Origin of the sequence: Chitinophaga sp. 30R24 (assembly GCF_049056765.1) — a bacterium.
Classification (GTDB): domain Bacteria; phylum Bacteroidota; class Bacteroidia; order Chitinophagales; family Chitinophagaceae; genus Chitinophaga.
Map to the genome: position 1 here is coordinate 85,514 of NZ_JBJGXX010000004.1, position 17,599 is coordinate 103,112.

The 17,599-nt window shown below is 47.2% G+C and carries 13 protein-coding genes; 9 read left to right on the forward strand and 4 right to left on the reverse strand.

From position 1 onward, the window contains the following. Position 1: 1 nt before the first annotated feature. Both ACDQ55_RS12360 and ACDQ55_RS12365 read left to right on the forward strand, forming a co-directional pair. On the forward strand, positions 2-664 hold the full coding sequence (locus ACDQ55_RS12360; protein WP_420981707.1) for a bifunctional 4-hydroxy-2-oxoglutarate aldolase/2-dehydro-3-deoxy-phosphogluconate aldolase: 663 nt from the start codon (positions 2-4) through the stop codon (positions 662-664). Between the two features lie 32 nt (positions 665-696). Further along, positions 697-1,986 (forward strand): MFS transporter, encoded by a 1,290-nt coding sequence (locus ACDQ55_RS12365; protein WP_420981708.1) that lies wholly within the window; start codon positions 697-699, stop codon positions 1,984-1,986. Between the two features lie 159 nt (positions 1,987-2,145). Here the strand turns inward: ACDQ55_RS12365 and ACDQ55_RS12370 are convergent, their stop codons facing one another. Continuing rightward, positions 2,146-3,792 carry a UxaA family hydrolase gene (locus tag ACDQ55_RS12370; RefSeq protein ID WP_420981709.1) on the reverse strand — a complete coding sequence of 549 codons (1,647 nt, stop codon included), beginning with the start codon at positions 3,790-3,792 and terminating at the stop codon, positions 2,146-2,148. 427 nt (positions 3,793-4,219) lie between these two features. On the opposite strand from ACDQ55_RS12370, the gene kduI reads away from it, so the two are divergent. Genes kduI through ACDQ55_RS12395 form a run of 5 tightly spaced genes read left to right on the forward strand, consistent with a single transcriptional unit; the run spans position 4,220 to position 10,425 of the window. Beyond that, positions 4,220-5,062 (forward strand): 5-dehydro-4-deoxy-D-glucuronate isomerase, encoded by an 843-nt coding sequence (gene kduI / locus ACDQ55_RS12375; RefSeq protein WP_420981710.1) that lies wholly within the window; start codon positions 4,220-4,222, stop codon positions 5,060-5,062. Between the two features lie 27 nt (positions 5,063-5,089). Next, positions 5,090-7,306, forward strand: coding sequence for a DUF4861 family protein (locus ACDQ55_RS12380; RefSeq protein WP_420981711.1), 2,217 nt, complete (start codon positions 5,090-5,092; stop codon positions 7,304-7,306). Positions 7,307-7,358: 52 nt separating this feature from the next. Beyond that, the gene (locus ACDQ55_RS12385; protein ID WP_420981712.1) at positions 7,359-8,120 is read left to right on the forward strand and encodes an SDR family oxidoreductase; all 762 of its coding nucleotides are present in this window, start codon (positions 7,359-7,361) and stop codon (positions 8,118-8,120) included. A gap of 30 nt (positions 8,121-8,150) precedes the next feature. Further along, positions 8,151-9,206 (forward strand): LacI family DNA-binding transcriptional regulator, encoded by a 1,056-nt coding sequence (locus tag ACDQ55_RS12390; RefSeq protein ID WP_420981713.1) that lies wholly within the window; start codon positions 8,151-8,153, stop codon positions 9,204-9,206. Positions 9,207-9,225: 19 nt separating this feature from the next. Next, complete coding sequence (locus ACDQ55_RS12395; protein WP_420981714.1) at positions 9,226-10,425, forward strand: glucuronyl hydrolase; 1,200 nt, start codon at positions 9,226-9,228, stop codon at positions 10,423-10,425. Between the two features lie 34 nt (positions 10,426-10,459). Here the strand turns inward: ACDQ55_RS12395 and ACDQ55_RS12400 are convergent, their stop codons facing one another. From ACDQ55_RS12400 to ACDQ55_RS12410, 3 genes are all read right to left on the reverse strand, one after another. Continuing rightward, positions 10,460-10,990 (reverse strand): GNAT family N-acetyltransferase, encoded by a 531-nt coding sequence (locus ACDQ55_RS12400; protein WP_420981715.1) that lies wholly within the window; start codon positions 10,988-10,990, stop codon positions 10,460-10,462. A 37-nt stretch (positions 10,991-11,027) separates the two neighbouring features. After that, positions 11,028-14,954 (reverse strand): Pls/PosA family non-ribosomal peptide synthetase, encoded by a 3,927-nt coding sequence (locus tag ACDQ55_RS12405; protein ID WP_420981716.1) that lies wholly within the window; start codon positions 14,952-14,954, stop codon positions 11,028-11,030. 934 nt (positions 14,955-15,888) lie between these two features. Next, complete coding sequence (locus tag ACDQ55_RS12410; protein ID WP_420981717.1) at positions 15,889-16,728, reverse strand: bifunctional transcriptional activator/DNA repair enzyme AdaA; 840 nt, start codon at positions 16,726-16,728, stop codon at positions 15,889-15,891. 313 nt (positions 16,729-17,041) lie between these two features. Here ACDQ55_RS12410 and ACDQ55_RS12415 point away from each other — a divergent pair, with 313 nt between their 5' ends. Both ACDQ55_RS12415 and ACDQ55_RS12420 read left to right on the forward strand, forming a co-directional pair. Further along, positions 17,042-17,287, forward strand: coding sequence for a DUF4466 family protein (locus ACDQ55_RS12415; RefSeq protein ID WP_420981718.1), 246 nt, complete (start codon positions 17,042-17,044; stop codon positions 17,285-17,287). A 104-nt stretch (positions 17,288-17,391) separates the two neighbouring features. Continuing rightward, positions 17,392-17,520: a DUF4466 family protein gene (locus ACDQ55_RS12420; RefSeq protein ID WP_420981882.1), complete on the forward strand. Its 129-nt coding sequence runs from the start codon at positions 17,392-17,394 to the stop codon at positions 17,518-17,520. Positions 17,521-17,599 lie beyond the last annotated feature (79 nt).

Below are 17,599 nucleotides of genomic sequence, written 5' to 3' on the forward strand. Positions count from 1 at the left end.
TATGGCACCAGGTCCTGAAATAATTATAGCTGCATTTGAGCAAAGCGGGATTATCCCGGTTTTTTACCATGATGATGTAACAGTTTGCCGCGAAGTGCTGCAAGCATGCTACGATGCTGGTTTGCGGGTGTTCGAATTTACCAGCAGGGGAGAAAATGCGCAGAAAAACTTTGCTGTTTTACGTGAATTGAAACAGTCTTCGATGCCGGATCTTTACCTGGGTATCGGCACTATCAAACATGCAGCTGATGCCGCAGTATACACCGCACTGGGCGCCGATTTTATTGTTTGTCCTATAGTAGATCCGGAAACGGCTGTCTATTGCCAATCGGCCAATATCGTTTGGATTCCTGGTTGTATGACGCCTACTGAAATTTCGGTAGCAGAAAAAAATGGAGCTACTTTGGTGAAACTTTTCCCGGGTAATATATTAGGACCAGGATACGTAAAAGCGATCAAGCCGCTGTTCCCCCGGTTGAAGTTTATGCCTACTGGTGGAGTAGAACCTACCCAGCTGAGCCTGGATACCTGGTTCGATGCCGGTGTGGTATGCGTGGGTATGGGCGCTAATCTATTATCTAAAATATTGATAGATAGCAAGGATTGGGAATCGCTGAAAGATAAAATAATGCAAACGTTTGCATTTCTCAAGGCAATGAAATAACTTATGCACTTATAAACTCCAAACAGACCGTTATGAATTCCACAACTTTAGGTAAATATCGCTGGCGGGTATGCGCGCTCCTATTTGTAGCAACCACTATCAATTATATAGACAGACAAGTACTTGGTTTGTTAAAAAATGATCTGTCTCAGGAGTTTAACTGGTCTGAGAAAGATTTCAGTAACCTGGTGATGGTATTTTCTGCTGCTTATTCTGTAGGATTGCTTTTTTTTGGTGCACTGGTAGACAAAATAGGTTCTAAGCTGGGATACAGTGTTTCTATTGTTGTGTGGAGCCTGTCGGCCATGGCGCATGGACTGGTACGTACCACGCTGGGTTTTGGATTGGTAAGATCTATTTTGGGAGTAAGTGAGGCGGGTAACTTTCCGGCAGCTATTAAAGCTACCGCTGAATGGTTCCCCAAAAAGGAAAGGGCTTTGGCTACAGGTATCTTTAATTCCGGCTCCAATATTGCCGCTGTGATAGGCCCGTTGTTAGTGTATTGGCTGGCGAGGAACCATGGTTGGAGAAGCGCATTTGTATGGACTGGCGCTATTGGCTTTTTATGGTTAATATTCTGGTGGGTATATTACGAAGTGCCCGGCCGGCATAAAAAGATATCGAAAGGAGAATATGATTATATTCATTCCGACCAGGAAATAGAAGTAGAAAAGCCTAAACCGGTAAAGTGGGGCAAATTATTGGGTATCCGGCAAACATGGGCTTTCGTATTTGGTAAATTGTTAACCGATCCGGTTTGGTGGTTTTTCCTTTTTTGGTTGCCTGGTTACCTGGAATCTATTTTCCATATCAATATGAAATCAAGTCTGGGATTGCCTATTATCATCATTTATTCTATTACAAGTTTTGGCAGTATTGGTGGCGGGTGGTTATCCTCTCATCTGATCAAATCCGGCTGGCCTGTTTTTAAAGCCCGTAAAGTATCTATGTTGATTTTTGCAGCTTGTGTGGCGCCTATTGTGCTGATACAATACACTAATAAGGTATGGTTGGCTATTGCATTGATCAGCCTTGCCACTGCGGCACATCAGGCTTGGTCTGCCACTATTTTTACTACGGCATCTGATATGTTTCCCAAGCGGGCGGTTAGCTCTGTGGTAGGGATAGGAGGCATGGCCGGTTCCATTGGCGGTACGCTGTTCCCTATTGTGATAGGTACCATGCTGGACCACTATAAACTGATCGGTAATATCGGCATTGGCTATAACATCCTCTTTACCATTTGTGGTGTAGCTTATTTGGTGGCCTGGTGTGTTATGCACCTGTTTGCGCCGAAGATGGAGCGTGTACAGCTAGATTAAAAGGAAAATGTTCTGTGTAATCTATAAGAGAAGAATAAAAACAAACGTCCGGGCAGAAGTCCGGACGTTTGCTGTTTTATCAAATCATCTCTCACTAGTAAACATTTCGCTCTGGTCATCTCCCGGAAAATAATATAACGGGGAATGATATACGTAATTTTATAAGGATACGCCTCTCTTCCAGGGAATAAAGTCATCTTGGTTCAATAATTCCGCTTTGGTACGTATTTCACCGCTGGCGGTTTTGATCACATATTCCAGTATTTCTTCACCCATTTCAGCGATACTGTGCGCGCCGCTGATAATGGTGCCGGTATTAATATCGATGATATCTTTCATCCGGTCAGCCAGTTTGGTATTAGTGGCTAGTTTCACTACCGGGGCAATCGGGTTGCCGGTGGGCGTGCCAAGGCCGGTGGTAAACAGTACCACATTAGCGCCGGAGCCTACTTCTGCGGAAGTAGATTCCACATCGTTGCCTGGGGTGCATAGCAGGTTCAATCCTGGTTTGGTAGCATATTCTGTATAATCCAATACATCTGTTACAGGCGAGGTGCCTCCTTTTTTGGCCGCACCGGCAGATTTAATAGCGTCGGTGATGAGGCCATCTTTGATATTGCCGGGGGAAGGATTCATGTAGAAACCAGAACCTACAGACTGGGCTTGGTTTTCATACGCGCGCATGATACGGATAAACTTATCTGAAATTGACCTGGTTTGGCAACGGTTAATCAGCTCTTGTTCCACTCCGCATAATTCCGGGAATTCGGAGAGGATAGAAGTACCGCCCAGTGCTACCAGCAGGTCGGAGGTATGCCCAACAGCAGGATTGGCGGATATGCCAGAGAAGCCGTCGGACCCGCCGCATTCCAGGCCGATTACCAGTTTGGAGAGCGGGCTTGGCTGGCGGGTTTGTTTGTTGGCTTCTATCAGTGCCAGGAAGGTATCTTTAATGGCAGCCGACAGCATCGCAAATTCTGAAGCGCTTGTTTGCTGTTCGTATATCAGCAGTGGTTTATTGAAATCTGGATTCAGTTTTTTTAATGATTCCTGTAGGATAGACACCTGGGCGTGCTGGCAACCAAGGCTTAGGATAGTGGCTCCGGCTACGTTGGAGTGGTGGATGTAACCTGCCAGCAGTGCACATAAAGCGTCGGAATCCTGACGGGTTCCGCCGCATCCGCCTTCATGGGTGAGGAACTTAATGCCGTCTATATTGGGGAATATTACATTGCGTTTATTCGTTGCTGTTATATTCCCTGCTTCATAATTTTTAATCGCTTCGAGGTTGCCGCTTTTATAGAGCGACACCAGGTCGGCCACCTGTTCGTTATATACTTCGGCGGGTGCAAATCCCAGCCCTTTCTCGAAAGCGGTTTTGATGACGCCTACATTCCTGTTTTCACAGAAAACCAGTGGAATAACCAGCCAGTAATTGCGGGTGCCTACTTGCCCGTCGGCACGGTGGTAGCCCAGGAAACTGCGGTTTTTCCATTGGCTGATGTCAGGCGCCTGCCATTCGAGTGAACCATCCTTTTCATGGAAGGCATTGGCATCATGTACTACGTTCCCGGTGGTCATGCTCTCACCCCGGCGGATGTTTTTGCTGGCTTTGGCTACCAACACACCGTACATCGTCACCGGATCGCCTTCCCTGATATCTTCTATCAGGAATTTATGCTTGGCAGCAACATGTTGCTGTAATTGAATCTGATGTCCGTTAAAAGATATTTCCATTCCAGCCGGTAGATCTTGCAAGGCTACCAGCACATTATCATTCGGATGAATTTGTAAATAAGCGTTCATAAGAGCTAAAGTAGTAAATAAGCGTTCCGGCTGGTGATACTAAAATGTTAATCCATAATAAGATTTTAACCATTTGATTTTGAACGGAAAGAGGGGGCCAGTCGGATGTCAGGAATAGATTATAAAATGTTAATACGCTATCAGTCTCCCCTATAAAAATATTAATGCAAACGTTTGAATTGCCCGATAGATTCAATATTTTTGATTACCACCGGTATCCGTCACCGAAATTTTTTACAGGCCTGCCCCGAAATTAATTTTATGTTTGCAAACGTTTGCATATTTTTAATTACCGGTGGTTAACGTTTTACTGGCAACTGCTATTATTATGTGCTTGTTGGCGGCAGAACTGTAGGGCTCTGCCGGTGTTTGCAGGGTTTAGCAGTCAGCACTAACCCTTTTCATTTAAAAAATATTTTGACATTATATGAGCACTACGTTCGAATCGAGGTACGCCAGTAGCCCGGCAGAAGTGAAACAAATGGACACTGCCCGGTTAAGGCAGGCATTTTTAATTGAAAAAATTTTCGACGCAGATCAGATAGTTTGGACGCATACACACTACGACCGCTATCTGGCGGGTGGCGCTATGCCTGTAAATGGAGCGGTGGCGCTGGAAACAATAGCGCCGCTCAAAGCAGCATATTTCCTGGAGCGCAGGGAGCTGGGCATGATTAATGTTGGCGGCGACGGTATGGTGGAAGTAGATGGTGAATTATTTGAACTGGCTTATAAAGAAGCCCTGTACATTGGTAAGGGCAATCGGCAGGTAATTTTCCATAGTAAAAATGCAGCGTCGCCCGCTAAATTTTATTTAAACTCCACGCCTGCACATCACAGTTATCCTACCCGCAAAGTAACTAAAGAAGAGGCAGATATCGTAGCACTGGGTGCATTGGAAACATCGAATCATCGTACTATCAACAAGCTGTTGGTGAATAGCGTGTTGGAAACCTGCCAATTGCAGATGGGAATGACAGCACTGCAACCAGGCAGCGTATGGAACACCATGCCGGCACATACGCACGACAGAAGGATGGAAGTGTATTTTTACTTTGAATTGCCCGTAGGGCAGTCGGTATGCCACTTTATGGGAGAGCCCCAGGAAACCCGCCATATCTGGATGCAGAATGAACAGGCAGTGATTTCACCGCCCTGGTCTGTTCACGCTGGTGCAGGTACCAGTAACTACACTTTTATATGGGGAATGGCAGGAGAAAACCTTGACTATAGCGATATGGATCATTGCAGTATCACCGATTTACGTTAATGACATGAACTGATAATAGCTGCTATCATGATGAAAACAATTATCGCAGGAAGCTTGCTGGGCTTGTCTTTCCTGCATGTAAACTTACCGGCGCATACCACCATGCCTGTTGTAGCCATGCCTGCCGATACTGTTGCCGGTACCTATATCGCCGCCGCCATCCGGGCGCAAATGGAGAAAGTAGCCGCCTGGCAATGGCGCTATATAGCAGAAAAAGGATGGACACATGCGCTCACCGACTGGACCAATGGCGCCATGTATGCCGGTATGTTGTCATTGGCCAGGGTAACCGCCAACCCTTTTTTTATTGACCGCCTGGTGCAGGTAGGGAAAGAGAATGGTTGGAATACCGGTCCGGACAGGTTTTTTGCAGATGAATATTGTGTAGGGCAGCTATATGCACAACTTTATAGTTTATACAAAGACCCGGTAATGACGGAAAAATTCCGTCAGCTGGCAGACAGTATTGTAGCAGCGCCACATACGGAATCGCTGGAATGGAAGAACGGTGTGCACCACCGGGAATGGGCGTGGTGCGACGCGTTGTTCATGGGACCGCCTGCGCTGGCCTATTTAAGCACTGTTACCGGTGATCTGCGTTACCTGGAAACCGCCGATAAACTTTGGTGGAAAACCACCGGTTTCCTGTATAACCGGCAGGATAGCCTGTACTACCGGGATGGTAGCTTTATCGGTAAAAAAGAGAACAATGGCGCTAATGTGTATTGGAGCCGCGGCAACGGATGGGTACTGGGCGGTTTGGTGCGCATGCTGGAAAATATGCCCGCCGGTTACGCTAATAAAGCCCGCTTCCAGGAACTATATAAGCAAATGGCTTATCGTATTGCTACCCTGCAAACGGTTGATGGCACCTGGCATGCCAGCCTGTTAGACCCTTTAAGCTATCCGGCGAAAGAAACAAGCGGTACCGGATTTTACGTATATGCGCTGACGTGGGGCGTGAACAACGGCCTGCTGCCGGAAAAAGATTTTATGCCAGTAATCCAAAAAGGTTGGCAAGCCCTCAACGATTGTGTGCAACCTGATGGCAAGCTCGGATTTGTACAAGCTATCGGCGCTGCTCCGGGTAAGGCCACTGCAGCAGATACCGAAGTATACGGCGTTGGGGCCTTTCTGTTAGCAGGTGGAGAACTGATCAAATATGAGCTGCGTAAAACCGTTGCTGGCTTGCAGATCACCAATAATACGGGTATTAACAGGGAAGAAGACCTGGTGGAGATCCCATATCAACAGTTTGTTGCGAAGTACTTCAAACAAACGCAGCAAAGCTTTAAAATTACTGATCTGTTGAGTGGCAGGGAAGTGCCTTATCAGTTGTTGTATGAAGGTAATAAAACAGTACAGAAAGTATTATTGCAGGTAAGTTTGCCTGCCGGAGCAAGTTTGTATGCCGCTGTACAGGAAGGTACACCAGCCCCGATAAAAGTAAAGGCTTATGGCCGTTATGTACCGGAACGTAAAGATGATTATGCCTGGGAAAACGACCGCATGGCTTACCGTATGTATGGCAAGGCATTGGAGCAGGTACCCACGGAAATGGCCTATGGCATTGATGTGTGGGCAAAACGTACCAGCGACCCCGTAATTGATACCTGGTATAAACTGGATAACTACCACCACGATAATGGCCAGGGGCTGGATTATTATAGTGTAGGCCTTACCCTGGGCGCCGGAGATACCGCACCTTATGGGAAAGATACCATCTATTATCCTAAAAACTACCGCCATTGGAAAACGCTGGACAATGGTCCTTTGCGTACCTCCTTTGTACTCAGCTATGATACCTGGCAAGCTGGAAATATACCCGTTACCGTTACCAAAACAATTTCCCTTGATGCAGGCTCCCAGCTAAATAAAATGCAACTCCAATACCTGTTCAGTGGTAATCAGCTGCCTGTAGTAACAGGTATTGTAAAGCGTAAAGAACCAGGCAATATCTTGCTGGACGAACAACATGGTGTAATGGGATATTGGGAGCCTGCACATGGAGAGGATGGCACATTGGGAGTAGGCTGTGTATTTGCCCGGGAAGTGCTAGGCATGAGTGTAGATGGGGTACATTTGCTCAGTTCCGGCATAGTAACCGATAAGCAGACTTATGAATACTACTTTGGCGCCGCCTGGAACAAAGGAGGCCGTATCACCAATGCAGCAGCATGGTTTAGCTATCTGGAAACCTTTGCACAGAAGATCAGGCAACCTTTACAGGTAACCCTGCAATAATTTATTGATCCGTTATCTGGCGCTAAAGGCCGGGTAATTTCAACTATTTACAATGGAGCTATTTCAATTGACCGGAAAAACGGCCGTGGTAACAGGATGCAACCGTGGCATAGGAAAAGCGATGGCAGTGGCCCTGGCATCGGCAGGAGCAGATATTGTTGGCGTGTCTGCTACCCTGGAATTAAGTGGCAGCGAGGTAGAAAAAGAAGTAACAGCGTTAGGCCGCAGCTTTAAGGCTTATCAATGCAATTTTTCTGATAGAACGGCTTTATACAGTTTTATTACAAAACTGGAACAGGAAGTGCCGGTAGTACACATACTGGTGAACAATGCCGGCACCATCCGCCGCCAGCCCGCCGCTTTACATCCCGATGAATATTGGGATGAAGTGATCAACATTAACCTGAACGCCCAGTTTATCCTGACAAGGGAAATCGGGAAAGGAATGATTGCCCGTGGAAAGGGAAAGATTATCTTTACGGCATCCTTGCTCACCTTCCAGGGGGGAATCAATGTGCCGGGATATGCCGCCAGTAAAGGCGCAGTAGGCTCGCTGGTAAAAGCGTTTTCCAATGAATGGGCCTCGAAGGGAGTGAATGTTAATGCGATTGCCCCAGGATATATTGCTACGGATAATACCGCTGCACTCCGGGCAGACCCAGAACGCAGCAGTGCCATATTGGACCGTATCCCTGCTGGCCGCTGGGGAGAACCGGAAGACTTTGCCGGACCAGTGGTATTCCTCGCTTCTAATGCAGCGGATTACGTACACGGCACTATCCTCACAGTAGATGGTGGCTGGATGGGAAGATAACAGGATAATGACAGTTAATAGCCTCCTTACATGAGCAAACGTACCGAAACAACAATAGTGGATATCGCAGCAGCGCTAAAACTCTCTGTATCCACTGTATCACGTGCACTGAATGATAATCCTAACATTAGCGCACGTACGAAAGATAAAGTGAAGAAGATGGCCCGCAAACTGGGTTATCGCCCAAATGCGTTGGCTGCCGGTTTACGTAACAATAAAAGCAAAACGGTAGGACTTATTGTACCGCGTATTGCTATGTTTTTTCCGGCTGCTATCAGTACGATCATCCAGAATAAATTACAAGAGCATGGCTACAACCTGATTATCTGTCAATCCAACGACTCTTATGAACAGGAGGTAGCATTGGTGAATACGCTGTATTCTGCCAGGGTTGACGGGTTGGTAGTGTCTACTACTTTATATACTACCGATTTTTCCCATTTCGATATTTTCCGGGATAACAATATCCCCCTGATATTTTTTGACCGTGTGCCCAAAGATTACAATGTGAAAGTGATCAAGGGAGATGATTACCTGGGAGGATACACGGCTACCACACATCTGGTAGAAAAGGGCTGTAAGGATATTGTACATATTTCAGGTCCGCTGACCAGCAATTTGTATGTAGAAAGAGTGGCTGGCTATAAAAATGCTTTGCAGGAACATAAGCTGCCTTTCAAAAAAACACGCATCTTCTTCCAGGAGCTTACGCGGGAAAATGCCTGGCAAACCTGTGAGAGAATATTTGCTCAGAAGCCTTATCCGGACGGTATTTTCGCTTCCAATGATACTACGGCAATCACCATTCTGGAATACTGCCGTAAAATAAATGTACGGGTGCCGGAAGATGTGAAAGTAGTAGGGTATTCCAATGATCCGAGAACAGAGATTGTAACCCCTCCGGTTACCAGCGTAGATCAATACCCGGCCATGATGGGGGAAAGAGTAGTGGCTGCGCTGATGGAGCTGATTCATACTCCTTCTCCTTCAAAAACTCCCCGTTATTCACAAGAAATTATACCTATTCAACTGATCGCCAGAGCATCTACCGCCGGTAAAATGAAGCCGGCCAGGAAAAAGAAATGATCATTTTATAAGCTACGTTATGATGAAAAAACACTGCTACTTAGCCCTATGTTTGCTATTAATAGTAATGCAATCGTATGCACAATCTGGCAAAGCGGATAAGGCCTTATTGATAAAAACGGCGGCAGCTTTGCAATTGGCCGCCAAGCAATATAAACTGATGAGGCAACATGTTCCCGACAGTACGTTGCCAAGGTCTACTAATGCTAAAGACGGTAGCCTGATGGTAGCTAACTCCACCTGGTGGACCTCCGGTTTTTATCCGGGTACTAACTGGTTCCTGTATGAATACACGAAAGATCCTGCTTTTAAGGAGGAAGCGTTGAAACGGATGGCGCTCATCAAAAAAGAGCAATATAATACCCACACCCACGACCTGGGCTTTATGATGTATTGCTCTTTCGGAAATGCCTGGAGAATAACAAAAGATACTGCCTGGAAAAACATCCTGCTCACCAGCGCGAAATCTTTATCTACCCGCTTTAATCCTACAACCGGTTGTATCAGATCGTGGGATCATGGCGTCTGGAAATTTCCAGTGATCATTGATAATATGATGAACCTGGAATTGTTGAACTGGGCTAGCCGGGAGAGCGGCGATCCGCAATACGCACAGATAGCACGTACCCACGCCAATACAACTATGAAGCACCATTTCCGGGAAGATTATAGCTCTTTTCATGTAGTAGATTATGACCCCGGTACTGGTGCTGTATACGAGCGCAAAACCCACCAGGGGGCAGCTGATAGTTCTGCCTGGGCACGCGGGCAGGCCTGGGGCCTGTATGGTTATACCATGATGTACCGCGATACCAAAGACATCGCTTACCTGGAACAGGCCTGTCATATTGCAGACTTTATCCTGAACCATCCCCATATGCCGGCAGATGGCGTACCTTATTGGGACTTTGATGCTCCTGGTATTCCCAATGCTCCGCGTGATGTATCTGCCGCCGCGGTTACCGCTTCCGCTTTGCTGGAATTGAGCCGCTACACAGATAAAGCAACTGCCGGGCGTTATTGGCGTGCTGCAGAAAAAACACTTCACAGTCTTTGTAGTTCCGCTTACCTGGCAAAGGAAGGAGAGAATAATAATTTTATCCTGTTGCACAGTGTAGGCTCCCTTCCGCATACATCTGAAGTGGATGTACCGTTAACTTACGCCGATTATTATTTTGTAGAAGCCCTGTTGCGTTACCGGCAGTGGGCCAGCCGGTAGCGCAACAGAACAGGATTTCGTATATAGTACGAGGTTACGATTGGTGCTCAGGGGGAAATAGTGGGCTCACTTCTTTACCGTTGGGGGATAGCCATTTTTCATAGACCAGTCTTACCGGTACATAGTTCTGGGTGGCCAGGAACTGCTGCATCCGGTAGTTATTGGTGAGGGTGTACCGGACAATCCTGCGGATGCCTTTTTGTATATATATTTTTTCCAGCGCTTCATTCATCATCCGGTAAATGCCCTGTCGCCGGTATTCGGCGTGTACATATCCATCAGATACGTATAGGGTATCGCCGCTATAGTCTTCTATGCGGCTTTCGTCGGCTTCTTCCAAATAGGCAAAGAGGAAGCCTGCCGGCTGATTGTTTACGGTAGCCAGCAGGCATACGCCATCGCATGTTTCCTGCATGTCTATCACATGTTGCATGTAGTTAGTCGCAATGCTGTCCCAATCGGCTGTTTTCGGAAAAAATGCCTTCTCCGACAGGTGGAGCAGGCGCATTAATTCGCTGACAAGGACGTAGTGCTCACGAATGCGTATAGGCGTAATTGTTATCATATAGCCAGTTTTCGTATATTCATGCAGGTAATATGCCTTATTCCGGTTTTACCGGGCTACCTGTCCAATTGGTATTAGATTGCAGTTTCTCCCCTTTCATGAGGAGCGACAGTGGCGCAATATTCACATCATCTCCTACTTCACTGTCGTACAAAATAATAGAGCGGGCGCCTATGCTGCTTCTTTTACCAATTTTGATGGGGCCTATCTTCATTACCCGGTCTTCAAACAGGTGGGTCTGAGGACCACTATCTTCATTCAGTACGCTATCTGTACCTATTTCCACCATGTCAAATTCGGTAATGTCGGCGGTATTCATCAGCACCCGGTGGCCGGTTTTTACTCCCAGTAAACGCAGGAGCAGCGGCAACCAGGGGGTGCCTTTCAAATATTCCAACAGGAATGGAATAGACAGGGCTTCGTAAGTAGAAGTGATGGCTTCGCTGCGCCATACTTTGGAGGTCCACATAGGACTTTGCCGCGCTCTATAACGGCCTACCAACACCCATTTAAGTACAACGGTAAACAGAAAGGCGGGAATGCCCAGGAAAAAGAGATAATAGAACGGGAACTGCAGTAAGATCATCCACCAGGGCTTGTCGGTTACCAGATCGTGGCCGTAGGCGATGAACAGGATGCTGCAGCAGATCACCACTGTTTCGGGGATAAGAATACGGATAAACTCTACCAGCGCCCTGGCCAACCTGCGTTGGGGGGATGGATTGGTAGTAAGTTCCGGTGGAAAGAAGTGGCTTTCCTGGCGGCGGGGCAGCGCAATGGCGGGAGAGCCGAACCAATCGCGGGCTGTGCTGCCAGCTAGTTGTTCTTTCGATGGTGGTGTAGACAGTACACCGATGAGCATATTTTCAGGCAGTTCGTATCCCTGCGGTATCAGGGCACTGTTGCCTACAAAGCTGGTATTGTGGATGATGGTTTTTTCCAGGATCAGCTGCTGGCCGCGTATATCAGATTCTCCGAGGGTTACCGCGTCGGCAATAAAAGCGCCGTCGCCTATTTCCAGCAGGGGGTGTGTTACACTGCTGGCAGTAGACACCTCTGTATTACGGCCGATCTTTGCCCCCAGCGCCCGGAAAAGAGAAGAGATAAATACAGTAGCGAATATAGGATGGATTACAATCAGGGATAAAGACATCATCTGGTCGGCAAACCACTTACGCACATAAAAAGAGCTGTAAATGGGGTAGGTACCAGGTTTGATGCGCCATTGCAGCAAACGGGTGATCAGTACCGTTTGCACGGTGAACAGGATGATATAGCTCAGTGCCAATGCCGGAGTGATTACCATGTAATTAAAATTGTAATCCGGTGCGGCGTCATCCATTTGGTTCAGCGTGATGATCGTAGGTAATAAAGGTAACAGCACGGTAAATGGAAAGATCAGCAGGAACAGGGAAAATATAAGGCTGTATTTCCAGCGGGTAGCTTTGGATACCGGTAATGGTTGTGGCAATTCACTGATTGCTTTAGTTACTTTTAAGGCGGCGGGGCTGCCTTGCCATACTTCGCCGGTTTTTACCACGCTGCCTTGCGGGAGGAAACTAAGGTCTTGCAGCTCGCTCCAGGGCTCCATAACCGTATTGCCGCCAATAATAGCGCTACTGCCAATGTAGGCATGGTCGCCGAGGTACACGGTCCGTAATTTCAGCCAGCCATCTTCTATAAAAGCGTTATTGATAACCGCCTGGGAGCTGATGCTCACATCGCTGCCAATGGTCACCAGGTCTTCCGCCCCAATGGTAACTGCGCCCAGTTGTGCATCTGGCGCTATTTTTACTCCCTGCAAACGAAGGTAGGCAGGGTATAAAGGCGTGCCGTTGAGGAACTGGGAAGGCATAAGGCGCTGTATGGTTTTTACTGTCCACCAACGGAAATAATATAGGCCCCAGAGCGGGTAGTCGCCGGCTTTCATTTTACCGATTACCAGCCATTTACTGGTAATAATGAGGGCAGAGAACAGCGGTGGTAATAGGCAAAACATTACCAGTGCTGTAATAATGCCATATCCAAGATTGCTGCTTGCCTCTTGTACATAGTAGTATCCCAGGTAAGGCAGGAATATCTGCATGGCGAACAGGCCAAAAATGATCAGTATTACAATGGTTTGTGCGATCCAGCAGGCGAGATAGCGCCACCACGGCACTTTGTTAAAAGTGCGCTCTTTTTGTTTCACCTTTTGCGGGGCGGTGTTCCATACATCCACCAGTTCCTGAAGGGGGCGGTGAATGTAGATATCTTTCAACGAAGCTTGGGGCACATTGGCCTCCCGGCGCAGGCGGGATACAAAGGCTGCTGCCAACAGGGAATGGCCTCCCAGGTCTGTGAAGAAGTCTTGCTGGAGTTGGATGTTTTTGTCCGGAAATACTTTCGCAAGAATGGCTAATACCCGGTCTTGCAAGGGGGCGTCGGGATTAATGGCTTCGTGGGAGGTAACCTGCGTAAAGGCTGCCGGTATAGGAAGCGCTTTCCGGTTTATTTTGCCACTGGGCAGCCGGGGCATGTCAACCAGCAACATGATAACGCCGGGCACCATATAAGGAGGAAGCACTTTTGCCAGATGGGCCCTGAGTAAAGACTCGTCAAAAGGCTGGTCATCTTCCGCAACTACATACCCCACCAGCTGATCCTGGTCGTTGCTGTCTTTTTTTACAGCTACAGCGGCTGCTATGATACCTTCTATGTCGTGTAATTGGTTCTCTATTTCACCCAGTTCGATGCGGTAGCCGCGTAATTTGATCTGGTCGTCGAGTCTGCCCTGGAAATCGATGCTGCCATCTGGTAAAATAACGGCGGCATCTCCGGTACGGTAAAGCCGGTTACCGGGCAGTTCGCTCATAGAGGCGGGTTTATTCACAAATTTCTCGTGGGTAAGTTCAGGGCGGTCTATATAACCCTGGCCTACACCAGGCCCGGAGATGACCAGTTCTCCGCGTTCGCCGGCCGGCAGTATATCGAGTTTTTCATCTACTACGGCCATGTTGTAGTTGGGCAACGGTTGGCCGATGGTGATATGATCGCCGGGTTTGAGTGCGGCAAAAGTAGCGCTTACCGTTGTTTCCGTAGGGCCGTAGCTGTTGTAGAAATGCCGGGGAGGCGCCCCCCATCTGGCCAGCACCTGGGGGGTACAGGCTTCGCCGCCTGCATTCACCAAGCGGAGGGAAGGAATATCGTCGTCCATGATCGCCAGCAGGCTGGGCACGGCATGTAAAACGGTAATTTTTTCCTGGCGCAGCACTTCTCCCAATTCATCGATGGCTTTGGCGGTAGTGGCGTCGGCTACCCAGAGTGTGGCGCCTACAAAATAACTTACCCAGGTTTCCTCGCACCACATGTCGAACGACACGGAGAAGCCCTGGTACACTTTATCGGTAGCGTGTATGTTTAAAATCGTTTGCTCGGCCCTCACCAGGTGGCATATTTGCCGGTGGCTGATAGGAATGCCTTTGGGCTTACCGGTACTACCGGAAGTATACAGTACATAGGCGAAATTATCCGGTTGGGGGCCAGCACCCAGCGTAAATGTTTCCGTGCTATCCGGTACCGGAGGAACGGTGAGTATGTCGGCATTCAATTGCAGCGGTACTTCGCTGAAACAGGCAGCGGCTTTTACTTCATTGAGCACGCCTTCCACCCGTTCGGCGGGCATTTCGCGGTCGAGCGGTACATAGGCTGCACCTGATTTGATAATCCCCAGTATGGCGGCATGGAGTTCCAGCCCCCGTGGCCACCAAACCCCTACCATGTTACCCGGACCAATGCCGCGGGCCTGCAGATAGGCGGCTATCGCGTCGCTCCAGTGATCCAGCTCTTTATAGGTGAGTGTTTGTTGTTGGAAGATCAGCGCCGTATGATGAGCATGTTCCCGTACGGCATGCGAAAAAATATCTGCCAGTGTTTCCTCGTGAAGTAATTCCGGCTTCAAGGGTCCTTTAACTATGCTATTCACATTCATATGTTCGCGTTCCCGTAGGTTCTTTGGTGTTTCGTAAGCACAAAGTTACAGGTAAGAATCGAAGTAAAGCCTTATAATGACCTTAAAAATCGGCGTTATATATATTTACTGATCCCGCCCAGTACATTTTCCCAATAAGTTCTTATCCGCAATCGTTGTTCCGCATTTTCAACCATCCATAAATAATGGCTTTCTCTTTGGCTGGAATAGCCCGGAAGGAGAACACTTAATCAGTATATAAAACAAGTGGATATCGAATATATAAACTATTGATATTAAATATTGTTCTTGAGGTAAAAGTTATTTATTGCCTAACAAATGAAAAGTATGCACTTTTATTCGTTAAAATGTCAAATAATTTTTATTTTTAAGTAACCTATAAAGTATAAATAGTAACTTATAGGAATTATAGCAACCAAAATCTGTAAAACTATTTTTTAGCGCAATTCCTGCGGGGGTGACTAAGTTGAACTAAATCTGGACTTGTAATTAGTTTTTAGCCGTTAGTTAACGTTAAAGTTTAATTGTTTGTTTTGTGGTAGATAATTGTGTGGTCTGGCACTGTTAATAGCTATCCGTAGGGATATATCAAAAGGAAACTGTTATTGCACATTTATGTTGAGCCATACGCCATAGTCTTCGTTGAAATGGTTGGTTAACGGTGTTGGGCCATTAACTGTGTAGCCGATCTATGGCCTTTTCCGGCCAGTATTTATGAATTGCTTTATACCCTTGTTAAATTTTTTTTCTCGTTTTAACCGGCAGGCGTTCTTTAGTGCCCGTCTTTTTTTCATAAGCAAAAACGGGGCTGTCCTATCACAAGCGGGCAGCCCTTTTATTTGCTGATGGCCGGGCAGGTATAAGAAGAAGAAACTGTATCACCATCGTTGCAATAAGGCAGCAGAGCCGTTGGCATGGGGCAGAACAACTAGGTTGTTGCCTCCTTGTCGGTTTTGGCGGCTTCCCATCCGATGATGGCATTTTTGCGGGTGCTGCCCCAATGGTATTCGCCGGTAGCGCCGTTAGCTTTGATGACCCGGTGGCAGGGGATGAGAAAGGCAACAGGGTTTTGCGCCACTGCGCTGCCTACTGCCCTGAAAGCGTTGGGGCGTTGCAGTTCCTTGGCCAGCATAGAGTAAGTAGTTAATTTTCCCATGGGCACTTTCAGGAGGGCTTCCCATACTTTCAGCTGGAAGTCGGTGCCTTTCAGGTGCAGTTTTATTTCGGCCAGCCGGCTCCAGTCCTGCGTAAAAATATACAGGGCATGTTGTTGTATCAGGTCTACCGTTTGGGTAAACAGGGCATGGGGAAACTGCGCTATCAGGTATTGGAGGGCTAATTCCCGGTCGTCGGCAAAGGCAAGGTGACAGATACCTTTGGGCGTGGCTGCTACAATGATATTGCCGAAAGGGCTTTCTGCAAAGCTGTAGTTGATGTGCAGGGCTTTTCCGCCATTCCGGTATTCGCCGGGCGTCATGCTCTCAATGTTGATGAATAAGTCGTGCAAACGGCCGGTACCGGATAATCCGGTTTCAAAGGCAGCATCGGATACAGTGGCTTGCCCGGTCCGTAGCATGTTTTTAGCGTAGTCAAGGGTAAGGTACTGCAGAAATTTTTTAGGCGTAACGCCCGCCCATTCTGCGAATATCCGTTGAAAATGGAAGGGGCTCATATGCACGGCCGCCGCCACTTCTTCCAGGCCCGGCTGGGATTTAAAGTGTTGCTTGATGTAATCTATAGCTATGGCTATGTTATTGTAATGATTCATGGCTCGTTGTTTATCACAAACTTAGCATTGCTAAATTCGGTAAAAAACCCGGTTATTGCGGAATTGCCAAATGGGAGAAAACGTTACTTACTTTTTTATGAAAACGTATGCATAAAATTTGTAGGTTTGAAAAATATTGTAGAAGTTTAAGTTTTAAGTATTTCCCAAATAATTGTAATTTCAATCGATTGTTATAATAGCATGCGGCGCCAACAATCCGATTCCAAAATCTATATTTCTTAACAACCAATTTTCCACGTATGAGTTTATTGCTAATTAAGGAGCTTTTCGCTGTTTAGCTGCAAACGTTTGTATGACGCTGGATCTGGGCGTGGCAGATGGTAAAACCTGTTATATTTCCATTGCAGGTATGGCTGCGTATAATGCCACCGATGCAGCAGCCCATGCGGCTAATATAGACCTGGTATATTTGTACCCTGCCATTGCGAACATTACTTTTAAACATGCGTTGGTGTCGCCGGCGGCAGATCTGGAATACCTTCCGGGTGTAACGTTGCCGGCTAACGTTAACAGGGATACGAAAGTGAGCAAAGTATGAGGGTTGCGTAATTTTAACCTGGCCCGTTTATAATATGGCGTATATATAGATGATGTGGATTTTGTGAAACTGGATTTGTCTACCTCCCGGACTATGCCATTAACCTGAAAGAACAGGCCGGCGTTTGGGTAGAAACTACTGATGGTAAATACAGGGCTTACATTTACATCAATAAGGCAGATGATACGAATAAGAGTGCAGTGATCAGTATAAAACGTTATACAATGAAGTAATCTCCCGGAGTTGGCATCGATTGCCGGCCCTCTTAATTCCTGTAGGTGGGCGGATCAATACTGAGAAAAATTATAACGG

Coding starts and splice junctions, on each gene's coding strand:
- ACDQ55_RS12370 (WP_420981709.1), bottom strand. CDS start 3,792: ATGAACGCTTATTTACAAATTCATCCGAATGATAATGTGCTGGTAGCC.
- kduI (WP_420981710.1), top strand. CDS start 4,220: ATGAGCACTACGTTCGAATCGAGGTACGCCAGTAGCCCGGCAGAAGTG.
- ACDQ55_RS12380 (WP_420981711.1), top strand. CDS start 5,090: ATGATGAAAACAATTATCGCAGGAAGCTTGCTGGGCTTGTCTTTCCTG.
- ACDQ55_RS12365 (WP_420981708.1), top strand. CDS start 697: ATGAATTCCACAACTTTAGGTAAATATCGCTGGCGGGTATGCGCGCTC.
- ACDQ55_RS12395 (WP_420981714.1), top strand. CDS start 9,226: ATGATGAAAAAACACTGCTACTTAGCCCTATGTTTGCTATTAATAGTA.
- ACDQ55_RS12410 (WP_420981717.1), bottom strand. CDS start 16,728: ATGAATCATTACAATAACATAGCCATAGCTATAGATTACATCAAGCAA.
- ACDQ55_RS12415 (WP_420981718.1), top strand. CDS start 17,042: ATGACGCTGGATCTGGGCGTGGCAGATGGTAAAACCTGTTATATTTCC.
- ACDQ55_RS12360 (WP_420981707.1), top strand. CDS start 2: ATGGCACCAGGTCCTGAAATAATTATAGCTGCATTTGAGCAAAGCGGG.
- ACDQ55_RS12385 (WP_420981712.1), top strand. CDS start 7,359: ATGGAGCTATTTCAATTGACCGGAAAAACGGCCGTGGTAACAGGATGC.
- ACDQ55_RS12400 (WP_420981715.1), bottom strand. CDS start 10,990: ATGATAACAATTACGCCTATACGCATTCGTGAGCACTACGTCCTTGTC.
- ACDQ55_RS12390 (WP_420981713.1), top strand. CDS start 8,151: ATGAGCAAACGTACCGAAACAACAATAGTGGATATCGCAGCAGCGCTA.